Source organism: Bacillus sp. KNSH39 (assembly GCF_052656585.1).
Genome location: NZ_JBQXYO010000001.1, coordinates 2199245 through 2221140, shown reverse-complemented (window position 1 = coordinate 2221140; position 21896 = coordinate 2199245). Strand labels below are relative to the sequence as shown.

19 protein-coding genes and 1 riboswitch are annotated in these 21896 nt (G+C 36.1%); all 19 genes read left to right on the top strand.

Annotation, left to right across the window (positions count from 1 at the left end; all coding sequences use genetic code 11):
• The first annotated feature begins 77 nt into the window (after positions 1–77).
• The 19 genes from ACUL40_RS11155 to ACUL40_RS11065 all read left to right on the top strand — a co-directional run bounded on the left by ACUL40_RS11155 (position 78) and on the right by ACUL40_RS11065 (position 21799).
• A complete protein-coding gene (locus ACUL40_RS11155; protein ID WP_001118782.1) occupies positions 78–2459 on the top strand; it encodes a DNA translocase FtsK in 2382 nt (793 codons plus the stop codon).
• A 203-nt stretch (positions 2460–2662) separates the two neighbouring features.
• A riboswitch (purine riboswitch) is annotated at positions 2663–2764 on the top strand.
• Positions 2765–2996: 232 nt separating this feature from the next.
• On the top strand, positions 2997–3722 hold the full coding sequence (locus ACUL40_RS11150) for a GntR family transcriptional regulator (RefSeq protein WP_000114182.1): 726 nt from the start codon (positions 2997–2999) through the stop codon (positions 3720–3722).
• Between the two features lie 92 nt (positions 3723–3814).
• Positions 3815–4900 carry a BMP family lipoprotein gene (locus ACUL40_RS11145; RefSeq protein WP_000725771.1) on the top strand — a complete coding sequence of 362 codons (1086 nt, stop codon included), beginning with the start codon at positions 3815–3817 and terminating at the stop codon, positions 4898–4900.
• Positions 4901–5017: 117 nt separating this feature from the next.
• Entirely contained in the window at positions 5018–6550 is a 1533-nt protein-coding gene (locus ACUL40_RS11140; protein WP_000456914.1) for an ABC transporter ATP-binding protein, read from the top strand.
• Entirely contained in the window at positions 6543–7601 is a 1059-nt protein-coding gene (locus tag ACUL40_RS11135; protein ID WP_001085254.1) for an ABC transporter permease, read from the top strand. Before ACUL40_RS11140 ends, ACUL40_RS11135 begins: the two co-directional genes overlap by 8 nt.
• Positions 7602–8561, top strand: coding sequence for an ABC transporter permease (locus ACUL40_RS11130; RefSeq protein ID WP_000008856.1), 960 nt, complete (start codon positions 7602–7604; stop codon positions 8559–8561).
• A gap of 209 nt (positions 8562–8770) precedes the next feature.
• Positions 8771–10045, top strand: coding sequence for an EF-P 5-aminopentanol modification-associated protein YfmF (yfmF, locus tag ACUL40_RS11125; protein ID WP_000772418.1), 1275 nt, complete (start codon positions 8771–8773; stop codon positions 10043–10045).
• The gene (gene yfmH / locus ACUL40_RS11120) at positions 10046–11332 is read left to right on the top strand and encodes an EF-P 5-aminopentanol modification-associated protein YfmH (RefSeq protein WP_000411976.1); all 1287 of its coding nucleotides are present in this window, start codon (positions 10046–10048) and stop codon (positions 11330–11332) included.
• Between the two features lie 100 nt (positions 11333–11432).
• Positions 11433–12146 carry an elongation factor P 5-aminopentanone reductase gene (ymfI, locus tag ACUL40_RS11115; protein WP_000759604.1) on the top strand — a complete coding sequence of 238 codons (714 nt, stop codon included), beginning with the start codon at positions 11433–11435 and terminating at the stop codon, positions 12144–12146.
• 75 nt (positions 12147–12221) lie between these two features.
• Positions 12222–12470: a DUF3243 domain-containing protein gene (locus ACUL40_RS11110; protein ID WP_000114450.1), complete on the top strand. Its 249-nt coding sequence runs from the start codon at positions 12222–12224 to the stop codon at positions 12468–12470.
• 138 nt (positions 12471–12608) lie between these two features.
• Positions 12609–13394: a DUF3388 domain-containing protein gene (locus ACUL40_RS11105; protein ID WP_000574107.1), complete on the top strand. Its 786-nt coding sequence runs from the start codon at positions 12609–12611 to the stop codon at positions 13392–13394.
• A 21-nt stretch (positions 13395–13415) separates the two neighbouring features.
• A complete protein-coding gene (locus ACUL40_RS11100; protein ID WP_074047426.1) occupies positions 13416–14327 on the top strand; it encodes a helix-turn-helix domain-containing protein in 912 nt (303 codons plus the stop codon).
• A gap of 64 nt (positions 14328–14391) precedes the next feature.
• Positions 14392–14970, top strand: a complete 579-nt coding sequence (gene pgsA / locus ACUL40_RS11095; RefSeq protein ID WP_001052967.1) for a CDP-diacylglycerol--glycerol-3-phosphate 3-phosphatidyltransferase — start codon at positions 14392–14394, stop codon at positions 14968–14970.
• Between the two features lie 20 nt (positions 14971–14990).
• Positions 14991–16229, top strand: a complete 1239-nt coding sequence (locus ACUL40_RS11090) for a competence/damage-inducible protein A (RefSeq protein ID WP_000990691.1) — start codon at positions 14991–14993, stop codon at positions 16227–16229.
• A gap of 143 nt (positions 16230–16372) precedes the next feature.
• Complete coding sequence (recA, locus tag ACUL40_RS11085; protein WP_001283860.1) at positions 16373–17404, top strand: recombinase RecA; 1032 nt, start codon at positions 16373–16375, stop codon at positions 17402–17404.
• Between the two features lie 482 nt (positions 17405–17886).
• The gene (rny, locus tag ACUL40_RS11080) at positions 17887–19449 is read left to right on the top strand and encodes a ribonuclease Y (RefSeq protein ID WP_000204911.1); all 1563 of its coding nucleotides are present in this window, start codon (positions 17887–17889) and stop codon (positions 19447–19449) included.
• Between the two features lie 162 nt (positions 19450–19611).
• Positions 19612–20406 (top strand): TIGR00282 family metallophosphoesterase, encoded by a 795-nt coding sequence (locus ACUL40_RS11075; protein ID WP_001221095.1) that lies wholly within the window; start codon positions 19612–19614, stop codon positions 20404–20406.
• 149 nt (positions 20407–20555) lie between these two features.
• The gene (gene spoVS / locus ACUL40_RS11070) at positions 20556–20816 is read left to right on the top strand and encodes a stage V sporulation protein SpoVS (RefSeq protein ID WP_000404341.1); all 261 of its coding nucleotides are present in this window, start codon (positions 20556–20558) and stop codon (positions 20814–20816) included.
• Positions 20817–20875: 59 nt separating this feature from the next.
• A complete protein-coding gene (locus ACUL40_RS11065; RefSeq protein WP_000688045.1) occupies positions 20876–21799 on the top strand; it encodes a dipeptidase in 924 nt (307 codons plus the stop codon).
• Positions 21800–21896: the final 97 nt, after the last annotated feature.

Genomic DNA, 21896 nt, shown 5'->3' with positions numbered 1-21896 from the left:
AAAAATAGAGAAAACAGACATATAAATAGAGCGTTTTGAAGGGAGCTTTACTTATATGTAGAACACGAGGTGAAGAAATGGCAAAACAAAAGCAAAGAGGGACGAAGGCAAAGGCAAGACGTACGATAAAGCCAACTTTGTATTATGAAATCGTCGGTTTAACTCTTTTTGCACTTTCAATCATTACGATTTTACAGCTAGGCGTTGTAGGGAAATCGTTTGTGTTATTTTTTCGCTTCTTCTTTGGTGAGTGGTACATAATTGGTGTGTTAGGTGTAATAGCTTTATCGGTTTCCTTTGTTATAAAACGCGGATGGCCGAACCTTTTAAATAAACGATTAATTGGATTTTATTTAATTGTATTGGCGATATTAATGTTTAGTCATATTACATTATTTAACCTTCTTACAAAAGATGGAGCAGTGCAAAATACTTCTGTTATTGTGAGTACGAAAGATAACTTCTTTCTTGAAATGAAAAAGGGGCCAGATAGCGTTCATTTAGGTGGTGGTATGTTTGGTGCGCTTATGTTCGCAACATGTTACTTCTTATTTGACGAAGTAGGAGCTTATATCATTGGTATTATTCTAGTTATTCTCGGTATACTTTGTATAACAAATAAGCATATTGGAGAAGTGTTAGCTCCAGTTGGTAGAATTCTTAGAAGTCAGTTTCAAGTGATGCAAGGGGATTATAAAGATTGGAGAGCCAAAAGAACGGCTGAACAAACAGAAAAGAAAAAAACAACAAGAAGCACAAGAAGCAAACGTGCTGCAGAACAAGAAGAAATTATTGAGCCGATGGAAGAAATCTCAATTGATCCTCCGATTATTTCGAATTTCACTGAGAATTATCCTGTAAATGAAGAAGAGGATAAACGAATCGAAGTAGAGCAAGAAGAGTTGATCACTTCACCGTTTATTGAAGAGACTCCGCCAATTGAAGAACCAAAGAAAAAGCGTGGAGAAAAAATTGTTGAATCGTTAGAGAGTGAAGCGCAAGCACCTCCTATGCAATTTTCAAATGTAGAAAATAAAGATTACAAGCTTCCTTCACTTGATATATTAAAATTTCCAAAGAATAAGCAAGTTACAAATGAAAATGCGGAAATTTATGAGAATGCTCGTAAATTAGAACGTACATTCCAAAGTTTCGGAGTGAAAGCGAAAGTAACAAAAGTGCATAGAGGTCCTGCAGTTACAAAATATGAAGTGTATCCTGATATGGGGGTAAAGGTAAGCAAAATTGTCAGTTTAAGTGATGATTTAGCCCTTGCTTTAGCTGCAAAGGACATTCGTATTGAAGCGCCAATTCCCGGGAAATCAGCTGTAGGGATCGAAGTTCCAAACTCAGAAGTTTCGATGGTAACGCTGAGGGAAGTTCTTGACTCTAAGGCTAATAATCATCCAGAAGAGAAGTTGTTAATTGGTCTTGGCCGAGATATTACAGGTGAAGCTGTATTAGCCCGTCTAAATAAAATGCCTCATTTACTCGTAGCTGGTGCGACAGGTAGCGGGAAAAGTGTATGTATTAACGGTATTATTGTTAGTATTTTAATGCGTGCAAAACCACATGAAGTAAAATTAATGATGATTGACCCGAAAATGGTAGAGCTAAATGTATATAACGGTGTGCCTCATTTGTTAACGCCAGTTGTAACTGATCCGAAAAAAGCATCGCAAGCATTGAAAAAAGTTGTGAGTGAAATGGAACGTCGTTATGAATTGTTTGCTCATAGTGGTACACGTAACATTGAAGGATACAACGATTATATAAAAGAGCATAATAGTCAATCAGAAGCGAAACAACCCGAATTACCTTATATTGTAGTAATTGTGGACGAGTTAGCAGATTTAATGATGGTTGCTTCGTCTGATGTAGAGGATGCGATTATGCGTCTAGCGCAAATGGCTCGTGCTGCTGGTATTCATTTAATTATTGCAACGCAACGTCCGTCAGTTGACGTTATTACGGGTGTTATTAAAGCAAATATTCCATCACGTATTGCATTCGCTGTATCTTCTCAAACAGATTCTCGTACAATTCTTGACGGTGGTGGTGCAGAGAAGCTACTAGGTCGTGGAGACATGCTGTTTATACCAATTGGTGCATCGAAACCTGTACGTGTACAAGGCGCATTTTTATCAGATGATGAAGTTGAGAGAGTCGTAGAATATGTTATTGGACAGCAAAAAGCACAATATCAAGAAGATATGATTCCGCAAGATGTTCCTGATACGAAGCAGGAAGTAGAAGATGAATTATATGATGAAGCGGTTCAACTTGTAGTGGAAATGCAAACAGCATCTGTTTCTATGTTACAACGTAGGTTTAGAGTAGGTTATACGCGAGCTGCTCGCCTAATTGATGCAATGGAAATGAATGGTGTAGTAGGTCCGTATGAAGGGAGTAAACCGAGAGAAGTACTCATTAATGATGTACAAGAAAAAAGTTCTTAAAAAAAGCCTAATTGTTTTTACAATTAGGCTTTTTTATATAGTGTTTTTGTTATATACTATACTCAGCGATAAAGAAAGGGCTTACATTTAGGGGTGCCCTTTAGAATACGAATACTTTGAGTATGTTTTATGTAAATGTTCGATATTTAATGCAGAAAAAGGTTAGATTTTGTTGACACGTATGAGAGCAAGTGGTAAGATTACTTCGAAAAGAATCACTGCCTCATATAATCTTGGAGATAAGGTCCATAAGTTTCTACCTGGCAACCATGAATTGCTAGACTATGAGGGGAAAAGTGTGTAACAAAGGATGTAAAGGATCTTTGTGCCGAACTTTTTCTCGAAATGAGGAATGTTTATGGTGCAAAGTTTTTTTTATGCAATAAAGAGTGAAAATTTTATTTTAAAAAATTATTATTATTTATTCGACAATTACACTTATTTTGGTGTTTAGTCATTTGTACTATGTTGTAAGTTGAAAAAAGAGAAAAGAAGTCTTACATCAGAGGTCGAATAATTGAAATGCGGGGGAGTCTTATGTCAGTAAAATCTGATAGTCGTCACCTATATCTACGGGTGATTGATCACATCAAAGAAAAAATTAAAGATGGCGCTTATAAAGAACGACAAAAGTTACCATCAGAGTTTGATTTAGCGAAAGAACTTGGCGTAAGTAGAGCGACTTTAAGGGAAGCGTTGCGTATTTTAGAAGAAGAAAATGTTGTCATTCGTAGACATGGTGTAGGGACATTTGTAAATGCAAAGCCATTATTTTCTTCTGGAATAGAACAACTTTCTAGTATTACAGATATGATTTCTAGTGTGGGGAAAACACCAGGAACAATCTTTTTATCATCATCTACTACAACTTTAACAGAAGAGGAAAAAGAGAAGTTTAATAGTGAAGATGGTTTTAATGCAGTGATGATTGAACGCGTGCGTACAGCAGATGGGGAACCTGTTGTGTATTGTATCGATAAACTTGCAAAAGAAATATTGCCAGACTTATCGGGTTACAATGAGGAATCATTATTAACGGTGATACATAATAACACGCATAAGCGCATAACATATGCGGTTGCTCACATTGAGCCAATTGGCTATCACCCTAAAATCTCACCAATTTTAGAATGTGAGCCTGAAACAGCACTGCTTGTATTAAAACAAATGCACTATGATCAAAATGATGAGCCAATCTTATATTCTATCAATTACTTTAGAGCTGATAAATTTAGCTTCCACGTATTAAGAAAGCGTATGTAGGTAAATTCCTTTTTAGGGAGGTGACAGCAAGAAGTAAGGAACAGCAGCGTAAGAATAAATAAATATATATCATTTTTGGAGGGGTTTCTAGTATGAAGAAAAAAGCAGGCCTTTTATTATCATTAACTTTAGCAGCAAGTACAGTTTTAGGTGCATGTGGTAACTCGGATAAGGCGAGCAGTGACAAGAAAGACACGAAAGACAATAAAGACTTCAAGGTTGGTCTCGTAACGGATGTTGGGGGCGTTGATGATAAGTCATTTAACCAATCTTCTTGGGAAGGGTTACAAAAGTTTGGTAAAGATAATGGTTTAAAAGAAAAGACAAATTATCGTTACCTTCAGTCTGAAAAAGAAGCTGATTATATTCCGAATTTAAAAAAATTCTCAAAAGATAAATATGATTTAACATTCGGAATTGGTTATAAATTAGAAGGTGCAATTAAAGAAGTAGCAAAAGAATCTTCAAAACAACAATTTGCAATCGTAGATACTGTTGTAGATGCACCGAACGTAACGAGCATTACGTTTAAAGATCATGAAGGATCATTCCTTGTAGGTGCGGTAGCAGCTATGTCAACAAAATCGAATAAAGTAGGATTTGTTGGTGGAATGAAAAGTGATTTAATTAGTAAATTTGAAAATGGATTTAAAGCTGGTGCAAAGGCAGTAAATCCAAACATTGAAATCGTATCTGAATATGCAGAAGCATTCGATAAGCCTGAAAAAGGTACAGTTCTTGCTTCAGCAATGTATGGTCAAGGCGTAGACGTAATTTATCATGCTGCTGGTGGTACAGGTAACGGTGTGTTCACAGAAGCGAAAAACCGTAAGAAAAAAGGTGAAAATGTTTGGGTAATCGGTGTTGACCGTGACCAACATCAAGAAGGTATGCCTGAAAATGTAACATTAACTTCAATGATTAAACGTGTTGATGTAGCAGTAGAAAAAGTAGCTAAAGAAGCAAAAGATGGGAATTTAAAAGGCGGGAAAATTGAAGAGTTTGGCTTAAAAGATGACGGTATTGGTATTTCAAAAACAACTGATAACGTGAAAAAAGTTAACCCTGAAATTTTAACAAAAGTAGAAGAGCTTGAAAAGAAAATTACAGCCGGTGAAATTAAAGTGCCAGCTACAGATAAAGAGTATAAAGAATATGAAGCTTCTCTAAAAAAATAAATAGAGAAATAGCAAAGGTTAGTTCATAGAACTAACCTTTGTATGTATAAAACTTCCGAATTGCTTAATAAGTTAATAGTGTAATAGGGAATGTTCCCTGTTAAAAGGAGGAACACAATGGAATACGTAATTGAGATGAATAACATTACGAAAGTATTCCCAGGCATTGTAGCGAATGATGATATTACGCTGCAAGTAAAGCAGGGTGAGATACATGCTTTACTTGGAGAAAATGGTGCAGGGAAATCCACATTGATGAATGTACTATTTGGTTTGTACCAACCAGAGCAGGGTGAAATTAAAATTAAAGGTAAACCTGTAAAAATCACAAATCCGAATATAGCAAATGACCTTGGTATTGGAATGGTCCATCAACACTTTATGCTTGTTCATAATTTTACAGTTACAGAGAATATTATTCTCGGAAATGAACCGAAGAAAAAAGGGAAAATTGCTGTTGAGGAAGCTGCTAAAGAAATTCAAAAACTGTCTGAACAATACGGTTTATCTGTAGATCCATATGCGAAAATACAGGATATTTCAGTTGGTATGCAGCAGCGTGTTGAGATTTTGAAAACTCTTTACCGCGGTGCAGAAATTTTAATATTTGATGAACCAACAGCTGTGTTAACACCGCAAGAAATTCATGAGCTAATTCAAATTATGAAAAAGCTTGTGCAAGAAGGAAAATCTATTGTTCTTATTACACATAAGTTGAAAGAAATTATGGAAGTTTGCGATCGTTGTACGATTATTCGTAAAGGAAAAGGGATTGGAACGGTTGACGTTGCAAATACGGATGAAAATAAACTTGCAGAATTAATGGTCGGACGTCAAGTGAATTTTAAAACAGAAAAAATAGACGCGAAGCCAAAAGAAGAGGTACTTTCAATTGCAAACCTTGTTGTTCACGATGCACGTCAACTACCTGCTGTAAAAGGCCTTGACTTAACTGTTCGTGCGGGGGAAATTGTTGGGATTGCAGGGATTGATGGAAACGGACAAAGTGAATTAATAGAAGCAATTACTGGTTTACGAAAAGTTGAGTCAGGTTCTATTGCAATTAAAGGAAAAGAAATAACAAATTGGCCTGTTAGAAGAATAACAGAAGAAGGAATTGGTCATATTCCAGAAGATCGTCATAAACACGGACTCGTTCTTGATTTTTCTGTTAGAGATAATATAGTTCTGCAAACGTATTATAAAAATCCATTTTCAAAGAAAGGGATTTTAAATTTCAGCAAAATTACAGAAAAAGCAAAGGCTCTTATTGAACAGTTTGATGTGCGTACACCTAGTGAGCAAACGTTAGCACGCGCTCTATCTGGGGGGAATCAACAAAAAGCAATTATTGCACGTGAAGTAGACCGAAATCCAGATTTATTAATTGCGGCACAGCCAACACGTGGTTTAGATGTAGGAGCAATTGAATTTATTCATAAGAGATTAATAGAGCAAAGGGATAAAGGAAAAGGTGTATTACTTTTATCATTAGAATTAGATGAAATCTTAAATGTTAGCGATCGAATTGCTGTTATTTATGAAGGGGAAATTGTAGCAATAGTTGATGCGAAAGAAACGAATGAACAACAGCTTGGATTGTTAATGGCTGGAGGAACAAAGAAGGAGCAGGTGGGTACAAATGGCTAAAAAGCTTTTAACAGAACGAACGATAAATATTTTAGTCCCAGTACTATCCGTTATTTTCGGCTTACTTGTAGGAGCGATTGTAATGCTAGTTAGTGGCTATGATCCAATTGTTGGTTATAGTGCACTTTGGACAGGAATGTTCGGCAGCGCAAGTGCGATTGGTGAAACGCTTCGTACAATGATACCGCTTATTCTTGCTGGCTTATCGGTGGCGTTTGCATTTCGTACAGGTTTATTTAATATCGGGGTAGAGGGTCAATTGTTAGTTGGTTGGCTTGCAGCGGTTTGGTTCGGTTATGCAGTCTCACTACCAGCTTTCCTTCATATTCCATTATCTATTTTATTTGCAGCATTGGTGGGCGGAATTTGGGGCTTCATTCCGGGATATTTAAAAGGGAAGTTTCAAGTGAATGAAGTTATTGTAACTATTATGATGAACTATATCGCTTTGTATGTAACGTATGACATCATTAAGCGTTTCTTACATGCGGGTAATGACAAAACGTATGATATTAAAGAGAGTGCGTCACTATCTTCAGACTGGCTTGCTTCTATTACTGATGGTTCACGTCTACACTGGGGAATTATTGTAGCAATTTTAATCGCTATTTTAATGTGGTTCTTATTAGATCGAACAACTTTAGGTTACGAATTAAAGTCAGTAGGATTTAATCAGCATGCTTCTCAATATGCAGGTATGAAAGTTTCTCGTAATGTAGTATTCTCCATGACAATTGCTGGTGCATTTGCGGGGATTGGTGGAGCGATGGAAGGATTAGGGACATTCCAGAGTATGACAGCGATGTCTTCGTTTACAGGAGTAGGATTTGATGGGATTGCCGTAGCATTACTTGGAGGGAATAATCCGTTTGGTATAATCCTTTCAGCTTTATTATTTGGTGGTTTGAAAAGTGCTTCCCCTCAAATGAACTTTGAGGCAGATGTACCGTCAGAGCTTATTAATGTAATTATTGCATGTATCATCTTCTTTGTTGCATGTAGTTATGTGTTAAGATGGGCGCTTACACGCATGAGCAAGGAGGGGAAATAAATGAGCTTTTTAGATATATTAGCCATTCTTGTGACGGGTACGTTATATACATCGGCACCTATCATTTTCACAGCACTAGGTGGTGTATTTAGTGAACGATCGGGTGTTGTAAACATCGGATTAGAAGGACTAATGCTATTTGGTGCATTTATTGGAGTCGTTACAAACTTATTAATGGGTGATACTTGGGGAACGATGACTCCGTGGATTGCGTTACTATTTGCGGCAATTGGTAGTGGATTATTTGCATTACTTCATGCGGTAGCTTCTATTACATTCCGAGCAGATCAAGTTGTAAGTGGTGTAGCCATTAACTTCTTATCTCTTGGTTTAACAGTATTTGCAATTAAGAAGATTTTTGATAAAGGGCAGACTGACTTTATTCAGTATCGTATTGAAAAGATTGATATTCCAGGCCTTTCGGATATTCCGGTTTTAGGGAAAATATTTTTCTCGAACGTACCAATAACGTCATATATTGCCATTATTTTAGCATTCGTTGTTTGGTATGTTATTTATAAAACACCGTTCGGTCTTCGTCTACGTGCTGTTGGTGAACACCCAATGGCAGCGGATACGATGGGGATTAACGTATATAAAATGCGCTATATTGGAGTCTGTATTTCAGGAGTGTTTGCTGGAATTGGTGGAGCGATTTTTGCAATGTCAATTTCTAATAACTTCTCAGGGGCAACTATTACAGGACAAGGTTTCTTAGCTTTAGCTGCTATGATTTTTGGAAAGTGGAATCCACTAGGCGCACTAGGTGCAGCTCTATTCTTTGGTTTTGCGCAATCTCTAAGTGTAACGGGCGGAACAATCCCTGTATTAGATCAAATTCCAAGTGTTTTATTAACGATATTACCATATATATTCACAATATTAGCGCTTGTCGGTTTTGTAGGTCGTTCTGAAGCTCCGAAAGCTTTAGGAACTCCTTATGAAAAAGGAAAACGATAAGTATTTTATAAGTATAAAAAAGCTCGCACATTAGTGTGGGCTTTTTTACATAGAATATATTTAATACGGAATTTTACTATGTTCCTTACATATTAAAGTTTTTAGAAAGAATCATATGTAAGCATAATAAGGGAGAAAAGTTGATTTTTTATTTCTAAAAACTGTATATTGAAGAGGAATATTCCTATATACGTAAAGGAGGGCTATAAATGAAACTAATGGAACAACAACTACATGAGTTAGGTGGTTTGCGCGTACATATTATTCCGACTGATAAATATAAAACGAATACCTTTGTATTTCGTTTTAAAGCGCCTTTAAATGAGGAGACGGTGACAGAGCGTGCCCTATTGCCATACGTATTGCAAAGTGCGACAGAAAAATTACCTTCTGTAATTCGTCTTCGTCAATATTTAGAAGAATTATACGGATCTTCTTTAGCGGTAGATGTAAGTAAAAAAGGGGAAGACCATATTATCTCCATTTATGTAGACATTGCAAATGAAGTTTATTTACATGATGCACCACCGTTATTTGAAAAAGCGCTTTCTATGTTGTCAGATATTGTGTTACATCCAGCAACGGAGGGGAACGGTTTCCTATCTTCTATCGTAGAAAGTGAAAAAAGAGCACTGTTACAGAGAATTGAAGCTACTTATGATGATAAAATGCGTTATGCAAACGAGCGTTTAATTGAAGAAATGTGCAAAGTAGAACCGTATCGTTTAAGTGCAAATGGAAAAAAAGAGAGTGTTATGTCTATTACAAATGAAAGTTTGTATCAATATTATCAAAAGGTGTTAGCGGAAGATGAAATGGATCTATATATTATTGGTGATATTTCAGAAAACGCCGTTGATCTTGTAAGTAAGTATTTTTCTATTTCAACTCGTCCAGTGAGAGAAAGAAATGTACTCCTTCATAGACGAAATAATGAAGAAAAAGAAGTTGTTGAAAAACAAGAATTAAAACAAAGTAAATTACACATCGGTTATCGTACATTTGTCACATATAAAGATGAAGATTATTTTGCATTGCAATTGTTCAATGGATTGTTTGGTGGCTTTTCTCATTCGAAGTTATTCGTAAATGTGCGTGAAAAAAATAGTTTAGCGTACTATGCAGCATCGCGCTTTGAAAGTCATAAAGGTTTATTATTTGTTATGTCAGGAATCGAAGCGAAAAATTATGAAAAAGCAGTTGAGATTATTAAAGAACAAATGCTTGCGATGCAAAACGGAGAGTTTTCTGAAGAAGAAATACATCAAACAAAAAGTGTCATCCAAAATCAAATATTAGAGGCAATTGATACACCACGTGGCTTTGTAGAAATGCTATATCATGGTATTATTTCAGATCGTACACGTCCAGTTGAAGAATGGCTTACAGGTATAGAAAGTGTGACGAAAGAAGAAATTGTAAAAGTTGCTAAAAATATTGAACTAGACACAATTTACTTTTTACAAGGAACGGAGGGAGAGTAAATGGAGAAAATTGTTTATGAGCAATTAAAAGAAACACTCTATTATGAAAAACTTCCTAATGGATTAGATGTATATGTTTTACCGAAACAAGGATTTAATAAAACATTTGCGACGTTTACGACGAAATATGGTTCTGTAGATAATACATTTGTACCATTAGGGAAAGAAGAAATGATTCGTGTGCCTGATGGAATTGCACATTTTCTTGAGCATAAATTATTTGAAAAAGAAGATCACGATGCTTTCCAATTGTTTAGTAAACAAGGAGCATCGGCAAATGCTTTTACATCCTTTACACGAACAGCTTACCTTTTTTCATGTACTTCAAACGTAGAACAAAATTTAAATACATTGCTAAACTTCGTGCAAGAGCCTTATTTCTCTGAAAAAACGGTTGAAAAAGAGAAGGGGATAATTGGGCAAGAAATTCAAATGTATCAAGATAACCCAGATTGGCGTTTGTACTTCGGGTTAATTGATAGCTTGTTTGTAAAACACCCAATTAAAATTGATATTGCAGGGACAATCGAATCTATTAGTAAAATTACGAAAGATTTATTGTATGAATGTTATGAAACATTTTATCATCCGAGCAATATGTTATTATTTGTTGTGGGTGCAATTGATCCAGAGAAAACAATGGATTTAGTACGTGAAAATCAAGCGAAAAAAGATTATAAAAACCAGCCAGAAATTGTGCGTTCATTTGAAGAAGAACCAAATGAGGTAAATGAAAAGAAAAAAATTATTTCAATGCCTGTGCAAACACCGAAATGTTTAGTTGGTATTAAAGCGACTAATTTAAAGGAAAAGGGGCAAGCGCTTTTAAAACAAGAAATTGCGCTTACGTTACTCTTAGATTATTTATTTGGGAAAAGTTCTGTTCATTACGAAACTTTATATAATGAAGGGCTTATTGATGATTCATTCTCGTATGACTATACAGAAGAAAATAACTTCGGTTTTGCAATGGTTGGCGGTGATACGAAACAACCTGATGAATTGGCAAATCGTTTAAAAGATATTTTATTAAAAACAGATTATGATCAATTAGATGCGGCGGCATTAGAACGAGTGAAGAAAAAGAAAATTGGTGGTTTTTTACGCTCGTTGAATTCACCAGAATATATTGCAAATCAATTTACACGATACGCGTTTAATGAATCTAGCCTATTTGACGCATTGACTGTATTAGAAGGACTAACCGTTCAAGACTTACAAGAAGTAGCGAAATTATTGTTATCAGAAGACAAAATGAGTATTTGTCAGGTGTTACCGAAAAAATAAAATTAAAAAGATACCCTCATCTTATCATTGAAAAATTGTAAGATGAGGGTATTATTTAGTTATGTGAAAATTGAACTTGTAGAGATAAGAGAGGGACTTTATGAAAAAGTATGCGTTAGTAACTGGAGGGAGCGGAGGAATTGGCTCTGCTATTTCGAAACAATTAATTCAAGATGGATATACAGTTTATGTTCATTACAATAACAGTGAAGAAAAGGTATTGGAATTGCAGAAGGCATGGGGAGAAGTTATCCCTGTTCAAGCGAATTTAGCTTCTAGTGATGGAGCAGAGCAATTGTGGGGACAAATTGAACATCCTATTGATGTTATTGTATACGCAGCTGGGAAGAGTATTTTTGGACTAGTAACAGATGTAACAAACGATGAATTGGATTATATGGTAGAACTTCAAGTGAAGAACGTATATAAATTACTTTCTATGGCACTTCCGCCTATGATCGGGAGAAGAAGTGGTAATATTGTAATTGTTTCATCTATATGGGGACAAATAGGGGCTTCTTGTGAAGTGCTTTATTCAATGGTAAAAGGGGCACAAAATTCATATGTGAAAGCTTTAGCGAAAGAAGTTTCTTTAAGTGGATTACGTGTGAATGCAGTAGCACCAGGAGCAATTGAAACGGAAATGTTAAGTGTTTTTTCTGAAGAAGATAAAATGGGAATTGCTGAAGATATACCATTAGGTAGAATAGGATTACCAGAAGAAGTAGCGAAAACAGTTTCATTCCTCGTATCACCAGGAGCGTCTTACATAACTGGACAAATTATCGGAGTGAATGGCGGTTGGCACTGCTAAAAAATTCTTACATAAAAAATGAATAGTTGCACAAATTAAGGATGATTTTATTACTCAATAGTGAGGTGCTTAATTATGTCAGTATTAGATAATTTTGATCAGTGGAAGAGCTTTTTAGGAGAACGTTTAGAGCAAGCGCAAGACAAAGGTTTAGATGGCGGTGCGGTATCAGATATGGCGTTTCGTGTTGGCGACTATCTTGCTAATGAGGTAGAAGGACGCAATGACCAAGAGAAATTATTAGCTGAGCTTTGGAAAGTTGCTGATGAACAGGAGCAACATACAATTGCAAATTTAATGGTTAAGTTCGTACAACATAAGTAAAAGTAGAGAGGAGATTCTCCTCTCTACTTTTTTTGTATAATAATTACACAGGGTAGATTATACATTTAGCTTCCCTATTAAGGTGAAATCATATAATATAGTACGTAGGTGTAAAGTAAGCAAGGGGAGTGATCTTGGATGATTGAATGGTATTTTGAATATGAAATACATAAAAACCGACCTGGCTTGCTTGGTGACGTTTCTTCGTTAATCGGTATGCTCGGCATTAATATTGTCACAATTAATGGTGTAGATAATGCACGACGTGGGTTACTTCTTATGTGTGATAATCAAGAGCAAATCTCTAGACTTGAATCAATTTTAAATACGATGGATAACATAACGGTAACGAAATATCGTCCGCCCAAGCTAAGAGATAAGCTAGCGGTTAGACATGGTAGGTACATACAACGAGATGCGGATGATAAGAAAACATTTCGATTTGTGCGTGATGAATTAGGCTTACTTGTAGACTTTATGGCAGAAATTATGAAAAAAGAAGGCCATAAACTAATTGGGATACGCGGAATGCCTCGTGTCGGAAAAACAGAATCCATTGTTGCTGCAAGTGTTTGTGCAAATAAAAGGTGGTTATTTGTATCATCTACTCTTATTAAGCAAACTGTTCGTAGTCAATTAATTGAAGATGAGTATAGCGATGACAATATTTTCATCCTAGATGGAATTGTGTCAACGAAGCGTGCTAACGAAAGACATTGGCAGCTCGTTCGTGAAATTATGAGATTGCCTGCAACGAAAGTTGTGGAACATCCTGATGTATTTGTGAGTCAGTCAGAATACACATTGGATGATTTTGATTATATTATCGAGTTGCGTAACGATTATGATGAAGAAATTCAATATAATTTAGTAGATGAAATTGAGCAAGGTACGCAAAATAATTTCTCTATGTTTGACTTTTAAAGAAATATTGAGGTGTTAGTAGTGACGGAATTGGGACAAAAGCTGAAAGAAGCAAGAGAAGCGAAAGGCTTGTCTATTGATCAGCTGCATGAGATTACAAAAATTCAAAAACGCCATTTAGTGGCAATTGAAGAAGGCAATTATGATGTATTGCCAGGAGCTTTTTATGCGCGTGCATTCATTAAACAATACGCAGATGCGGTTGGATTAAATGGAGAGGAACTGCTCGTAGAACATCAGAGTACGATACCACAATCTGAAAAGCGTGAAGTTCCACAAGTATCAACGGGACAAAAAACACAAGAAACAATGCAAAAATCTTCATCATGGCCAATTGCAGATCACATGCCGAAAATCTTAGTTGCGCTGTTAGTAATCGCAGTTGGAGTGGTAATCTGGTTTGTGTTTCAAGCGTTAACTGGAAAAGATGATGAAAAAGTTCCGAGTGCTCAAAGTGAGAAAATTGAAGTTCAAAAAGCGAAAGATTCTCCGTTAGATACGAAGAAAGATGAAGTGAAAGCGGAAGAGCCAAAAAAAGAGGAACCAAAGAAAGAAGAACCAAAGAAAGAGGAGCAATCAGCACAACCAACTGGACAGCAAGAAGTGAAAGTAGTTGGAACAACTGGAAAGGTATCTACTTTGGAAATTCATAATAATAAAACATTAGAACTGGAATTATCGGGTAAAGGTGCGAGTTATGTAGATGTTAAAGATGATGCTGGGAATGTGATTCTAAACGCTACAGTACAAGAGGGCCAAATAGAAAAACGTGATGTATCAACATTAAAAGAAGTGCGACTTAATATTGGAAATGCAACGAATGTTGAAGTTAAACTGAATGGCCAAGTGGTCGCTTATCCATTGGATCCAGAAAAAGAACTTCACCAAAGATTGGTGATAAAAAACCAAGGGATAGAGCAACCTGCACAATAACAGTCATCGCTTCGATGACTTTTTTTCGATGAACAAATGTTTTTGATATGATGGAGGAATAGCTGTGAATTTACCAAATAAAATTACAATATCTAGAATCTTCTTAATTCCAATTTTTATGGTAATTATGTTAGCACCCTTTGATTGGGGTTCATACAAAATTGGTGATGTTGATTTACCGATTCAACATTTAGTGGGGGCACTTATCTTTATCATTGCTTCAGCTACAGATTGGATTGATGGACATTACGCAAGAAAATATAATCTTGTAACGAATTTAGGGAAGTTTCTTGACCCGTTAGCTGATAAATTACTTGTTTCGGCAGCACTTATTACATTGGTAGAGATGCAATATGTACCGGCTTGGATTGTTATTGTAATTATCAGTCGTGAGTTTGCGGTAACTGGTTTACGTCTTGTACTTGCTGGAACAGGGGAAGTAGTTGCAGCAAACCAGCTAGGAAAAATTAAGACATGGACACAAATTATTGCGATTGCAGCATATTTATTACACGATGTACCTTTAAATTTAATCCATATTCCAGTTGCGGATATCTTCATATGGATTGCATTAATCTTTACTGTTATTTCAGGATGGGATTATTTCTGGAAAAATAGAGCTGCTTTTGTAAACTCAAAATAGAAGTTTATGGGGGAATTGGGATGAATGCTGAGATTATTGCGGTTGGAACTGAATTATTACTTGGACAAATTGCAAATACAAATGCCCAGTTTTTATCTGAAAAGCTAGCTTCAATCGGAATTAACGTGTACTATCATACTGTTGTTGGTGATAATAATAAGCGATTGCAAAAGGCGATTGAAGCTGCGGAAGAACGTGCTGATATACTTATTTTTACAGGCGGATTAGGACCGACAAAAGATGATTTAACGAAAGAAACGATAGCTGCTAGTTTAGATGAAGAGCTTGTGTATGATGAAAAGGCATTAGCCTTAATAAGTAATTACTTTAAGCGTACAGGCCGTGAATTTACGGAGAATAATAAAAAGCAAGCGCTCGTTTTAAATGGAGCAACAGTATTTGCAAATGACCACGGTATGGCGCCGGGTATGGGGGTAAATAAGAACGGAAAAGTTTATATTTTATTACCAGGGCCGCCAAAAGAAATGAAACCAATGTATGTAAGTTACGTAGAGCCTTTTTTACGTAATTTTACAACAGGAGAAAACATTTATTCTCGTGTGCTTCGTTTCTTCGGCATTGGGGAGTCCCAATTAGAGGTGAAAGTTCAAGATTTAATTGATGGACAAACAAACCCAACAATTGCCCCGTTAGCAAATGATGGAGAAGTGACATTACGTTTAACCGCTAAGCATCAAAATGTTAGCGAAGCGGAGAAACTAATTCAACATGTGGAAGATTTGATTTTAGAAAGAGTAGGAGAATTTTTCTACGGATATGACCAAGAATTTTTGCATTATAAGGCAATCGAGTTATTGAAGAGAAAAGGGTTAACTTTAGCGTGTGCAGAAAGTTTAACAGGTGGTCTTTTTGGAAATCAAGTAACTGAAAACGCTGGTGTTTCTTCTGTGTTTAAAGGCGGTGTCATTTGTTATCATAATGATGTGAAGCAATATGTTTTACGTGTGCCTGAAGAAGTGTTGCATACTGATGGTGCAGTTAGTAAAGAATGTGCTCGTTATCTTGCTGAAAATGTTAAGGATGTACTAAAAGCGGATATTGGAATTAGTTTCACTGGGGTAGCAGGGCCAGATGCTTCAGAACAGAAAGAACCAGGAACAGTATTTGTTGGGCTTTCGATTAAGGATGAACCAACTGTAGTCTTTTCTCTTAATTTAAGCGGAAGTCGTCAACAAATTAGAGAACGAACAGCAAAATATGGATTTTATCATTTATATAAAAAGCTAGAAGAGATATAAGTTTCTTCTAGTTTTTTTACGGTTAAATTTAGATATTATTTGATAGAAAATAAAAAAATCGAATAAATGTTCGATTTTTGTTGGCAAATTGAATTGAAAATAGGTATAATAAGATTAGCAATTCAGTTAAGGAGGAATTTTGAATGAGTGATCGTCAAGCAGCGTTAGATATGGCGTTAAAACAAATAGAGAAGCAATTCGGTAAAGGTTCAATTATGAAATTAGGAGAACAAGCGGAGCGTAGAGTTTCTACGGTTTCTAGTGGTTCTTTAGCACTTGATGTGGCACTAGGGGTAGGCGGATATCCACGTGGCCGTATTATCGAAATTTACGGACCTGAAAGTTCAGGTAAAACGACAGTTTCATTACATGCAATTGCAGAAGTACAACGTCAAGGTGGACAAGCAGCATTCATCGATGCGGAGCACGCAATGGATCCTGTATATGCACAAAAATTAGGCGTTAACATAGATGAATTACTATTATCACAGCCTGATACAGGGGAGCAAGGATTAGAAATCGCGGAAGCACTTGTACGAAGTGGTGCGGTTGACATTATCGTAATTGACTCTGTAGCAGCTCTTGTACCGAAAGCAGAGATTGAAGGCGACATGGGTGACTCACACGTAGGTTTACAAGCACGTTTAATGTCACAAGCACTTCGTAAGCTTTCAGGAGCAATCAACAAATCAAAAACAATTGCAATCTTTATTAACCAAATTCGTGAAAAAGTTGGGGTTATGTTCGGAAACCCAGAAACAACTCCAGGTGGTCGTGCGTTGAAATTCTATTCAACTGTTCGTCTTGAAGTGCGTCGTGCGGAGCAATTAAAGCAAGGTAACGACATCGTTGGTAATAAAACAAAAGTAAAAGTAGTGAAAAATAAAGTAGCACCACCATTCCGTGTTGCTGAAGTTGATATTATGTACGGAGAAGGTATTTCAAGAGAAGGTGAAATCTTGGATATGGCTTCTGAGCTTGATATCGTTCAAAAGAGCGGTGCTTGGTATTCTTATAATGAAGAACGCCTAGGACAAGGTCGTGAAAATTCGAAGCAGTTCTTAAAAGAAAATACAGATTTAAGAGAAGAAATTGCTTTCTTTATTCGTGAGCATCACGGAATTAGTGAAGATTCTGGTGCTGAGGGCGCAGAAGATTCAACTCTTCTTGATTAAAAAAATAAAAGACACGGCCTCGTGTCTTTTATTTTTTTATCTACTATTAAGGAGCATAATACTATAGATAAAAAATATTTTTTTACTTCAAATGCGTTGTGTAAAGAGGGATATATAAATATTTTAAGTAAAAGAAATGGGAATTACTAAGGTTTTCCAGTATAGTAGGCTCCTTACTTTTAAAATTTAGGTCACATTCAAGGCTGAAGGCAAAGAAAGTAAAAGTAGACAACGCTTGACAATGAAAATTACGATAGATACAATGAGAATGTATATTTTTTCTTATATACAATATACTCTTCTCAAGAAGAGAAGTAATATTCGGAGTAAGGTTTAAATCTTACCGAAATAATAATATGACATTTTAATTGTGAAATGAAGAAAGTCCCTTAAAAAAGCGGGACGACGGTCTTTGCTGTATGTTGTAATTCAATGTACATGCCGACAGTCTTTTTTCATTCATAGCAAGGGGAGGTGAAATCATGACGAGTACAGTTTGGATACTCATCTCCATTTTGCTTGCAACAGTCGGTGCAGTTGTTGGCTTTTTTGTTCGAAAGTCTATTGCTGAAGCGAAGATTAATGGTGCGGCTAATGAAGCGAGACGTATTTTAGACGAAGCGAATCGTGATGCTGAAGCACTTAAGAAAGAAGCGCTTTTAGAAGCAAAGGATGAAATTCATACACTTCGTACAGAAGCTGAATTAGAAATTCGTGACCGTAGAAGCGAATTACAAAAACAAGAAAATCGTTTAATGCAAAAAGAAGAGAACCTTGATCGTAAAGACGAAACGCTCGATAAACGCGAGCAACAGTTAGAGAAGAAAGAGGAATCTCTTGTAGCGAGACAACAACAGATTGAAGAGTTGGAAAGCAAAGTGGGAGAGTTAGTTCAAAAGCAACAAACAGAATTAGAGCGCATTTCCAATCTGACACGCGAACAAGCGAAAGCAATTATTCTTGGTAAAGTAGAAAGTGAAGTTTCTCATGAAATCGCTGTTATGGTAAAAGAGAGTGAAGTTCGCGCGAAAGAAGAAGCGGATAAGAAAGCAAAAGAGATTTTATCTCTTGCAATGCAAAGATGTGCAGCTGATCATGTTGCTGAAACAACCGTTTCGGTTGTAAATCTTCCAAATGACGAAATGAAGGGACGTATTATCGGGCGTGAAGGTCGTAATATTCGTACGTTAGAAACGTTAACGGGTATTGACTTAATTATCGATGATACACCAGAGGCAGTAATCCTTTCTGGATTCGACCCAATTCGTCGTGAAACAGCTCGTATCGCTCTTGATAAACTAGTACAGGACGGACGTATTCACCCAGCGCGTATTGAAGAGATGGTCGAAAAATCAAGACGTGAAGTGGACGAGTATATTCGCGAAGTCGGAGAGCAAACAACGTTTGAAGTGGGTGTTCATGGATTACATCCAGATTTAATTAAAATTTTAGGTCGTTTAAAATACCGTACAAGTTATGGTCAAAACGTCTTAAAACACTCTATGGAAGTTGCATATTTAACTGGACTTATGGCGGCAGAGCTTGGCGAGGATGAAAAACTAGCAAGACGTGCAGGTCTATTACATGATATCGGAAAAGCGATTGACCATGAAGTAGAAGGAAGCCACGTTGAAATTGGTGTTGAACTTGCAACGAAATATAAAGAGCATCCTGTAGTTATAAACAGTATCGCATCTCACCATGGTGACACAGAACCAACTTCTATCATTGCAGTTTTAGTTGCAGCAGCAGATGCTTTATCAGCTGCAAGACCGGGAGCTCGTAGTGAAACACTTGAAAACTATATTCGTCGTCTTGAAAAGTTAGAAGAGATTTCAGAGTCTTATGAAGGCGTTGAAAAGTCATTTGCAATTCAAGCAGGACGTGAAGTTCGTATTTTGGTAAAACCAGATACAATCGATGACTTAGAAGCTCATCGTTTAGCTCGTGATATCCGAAAACGTATTGAAAATGAACTGGATTACCCAGGACATATTAAAGTAACTGTTATTCGTGAAACACGTGCAGTGGAATACGCAAAATAAAGTGGTGAAACACCACTTTATTTTTTTGTGTTGGAATTGGATAAAATAAAGACAGTTAGTTATATAGTATAAAAGTGAAACAAACTTATAATAAACATATTATAAGGAATTTACTTGATGCTATAGCAATAAAAAATGCAGTACATAGAAAGGGTAAGACATATGAGAATATTATTTGTTGGGGATGTAGTAGGATCTCCTGGTAGAGGTATGATTCAACAATACGTACCGGCATTAAAGAAAAAATATACACCTACAGTAACAATCATTAATGGAGAAAACGCAGCAGGTGGCCGTGGGATTACAGAAAAAATATATCGAAATTTTTTAGAATGTGGGGCGCAAGCAGTTACACTTGGAAACCACGCTTGGGATAATCGTGAAGTATTTGAATTCATCGATGATGCAAAATATCTTGCAAGACCAGCTAACTTCCCAGAAGGAACTCCAGGAAAAGGACTTATCTTTGTGAACTGTAATGGAACAGAAGTTGCAGTTATTAACTTACAAGGACGTACTTTCCTTCCTCCGATTGATTGTCCATTCCGTAAAGTGGATGAATTAATTAATATTGCGAAAAAACGTACGAATATTATCTTTGTTGACTTCCATGCGGAAACTACAAGTGAAAAACAAGCGCTAGGTTGGTATGTAGATGGACGTGCTACAGCAGTAGTAGGTACGCATACGCATGTCCCTACAGCAGATAACCGTATTTTACCAAGCGGAACGGCATACATTACAGATGTTGGAATGACAGGGCCGTATGATGGAATATTAGGTATGGATAGAGAAGCAGTATTGAAGAAGTTTTTAACAAACTTACCAGTACGATTTGAAGTAACAAATGGTAGAACGCAATTAAGTGCAGTGTTAATTGATGTGGATCCAAATACAGGAAAAGCAAAGAAAATTGAACGTATTTTAATTAATGACGATCAACCATTTTTTGAGTAAATTCCCGTTAAATTTTAGATAAGTTATTATATTTTAATTTTTTAGAAAAATTACGAAAATTTAGCAGGAATACGCGCCATTCCTCGTGAATATAAGTTAAAGTGAAATAATTGCTAATACTTTTTAAAGAAACGAGGAGGAAACGCGGAATGGAAATATTAAAAGTTAAAGCAACGTCGGTCCCTAATTCTGTAGCTGGTGCACTTGCAGGTGTTATTCGCGAACGCGGAACAGCAGAAATTCAAGCTATTGGTGCAGGTGCATTGAACCAAGCGGTAAAGGCAGTAGCAATCGCAAGAGGATTTGTAGCGCCTAGTGGTTTGGACCTGATTTGTATCCCAGCGTTTACAGATATTATGATTGATGGCGAAGAGCGTACAGCAATAAAATTAATTGTAGAACCTCGTTAAGTTTTAAACAACCTGTTTGCAGTATGCAAACAGGTTGTTTTTATAATGGAGGAATGAAAATGAAAATTTTTGATGCTCATTGTGACGTGCTTCTTCAGTTATGGAGTGCACAAGGGAAAAGGAATTTTAACGATGATTCACAATTACATATTACATTTGAACAGTTAAAGAGAAGAAAAGGAAGTATACAATGTTTTGCTATATATGTACCAGAAACAGTGGCATATGAAAACCGATTTGAAGCAGCATTACAAATGGTAGATATTTTTTATAATGAAATTTTATCCCTACCAGGTGTAAAGTTTATTCAGACAAAAGATGATATTAACATGTTAAAACAGGACGAGGTTGGAGCGATATTAACACTAGAAGGATGCGAAGCAATTGGAAAAGAAGCAATGAAATTACGGTTGTTGTATCGCCTAGGAGTACGTTCTTTTGGACTAACATGGAATTATGCCAATCTCTTAGCTGATGGTGCGCTAGAGACACGTGGGGCGGGTTTAACGAATTTTGGTAAACAGGTTGTACAAGAACTGAATGCGCTACATGTATGGACTGATGTGTCTCATCTGAATGAAAGAAGTTTTTGGGATGTTATAGAGATTGCAAAAAATCCTATTGCTTCCCACTCAAATTGTATGAAACTTTGCGAGCACCCACGTAATTTAAACGATGAACAACTTAAAGCTCTTATAAAGAAAAATGGCATGATCGGTGTCACTTTTGTACCGCAGTTTCTAACGAATGAAAATGAAGCAAATATAACAGATATAGTAAGACATATCGAATATATTTGTTCATTAGGTGGAGAGTACAATATAGGATTTGGTTCAGATTTTGATGGGATTTTAGAAACAGTTGTAAATGTATCAGTTTATCGAGATTATGAAAATGTAATGAATGAGCTTTGTAAACACTATGCTGCATCTACTGTAGAACGATTTTTATATGATAATTTTGTAGAACATATGAGTTTTTAAGTTTTGGTTTAAAATTCAGAAAAATTAAAATTAATTCATTTGATTTTATTGCTTTTTTTAAGACCTAATACTAGAATGAAAAACAAAATAGCTTTAT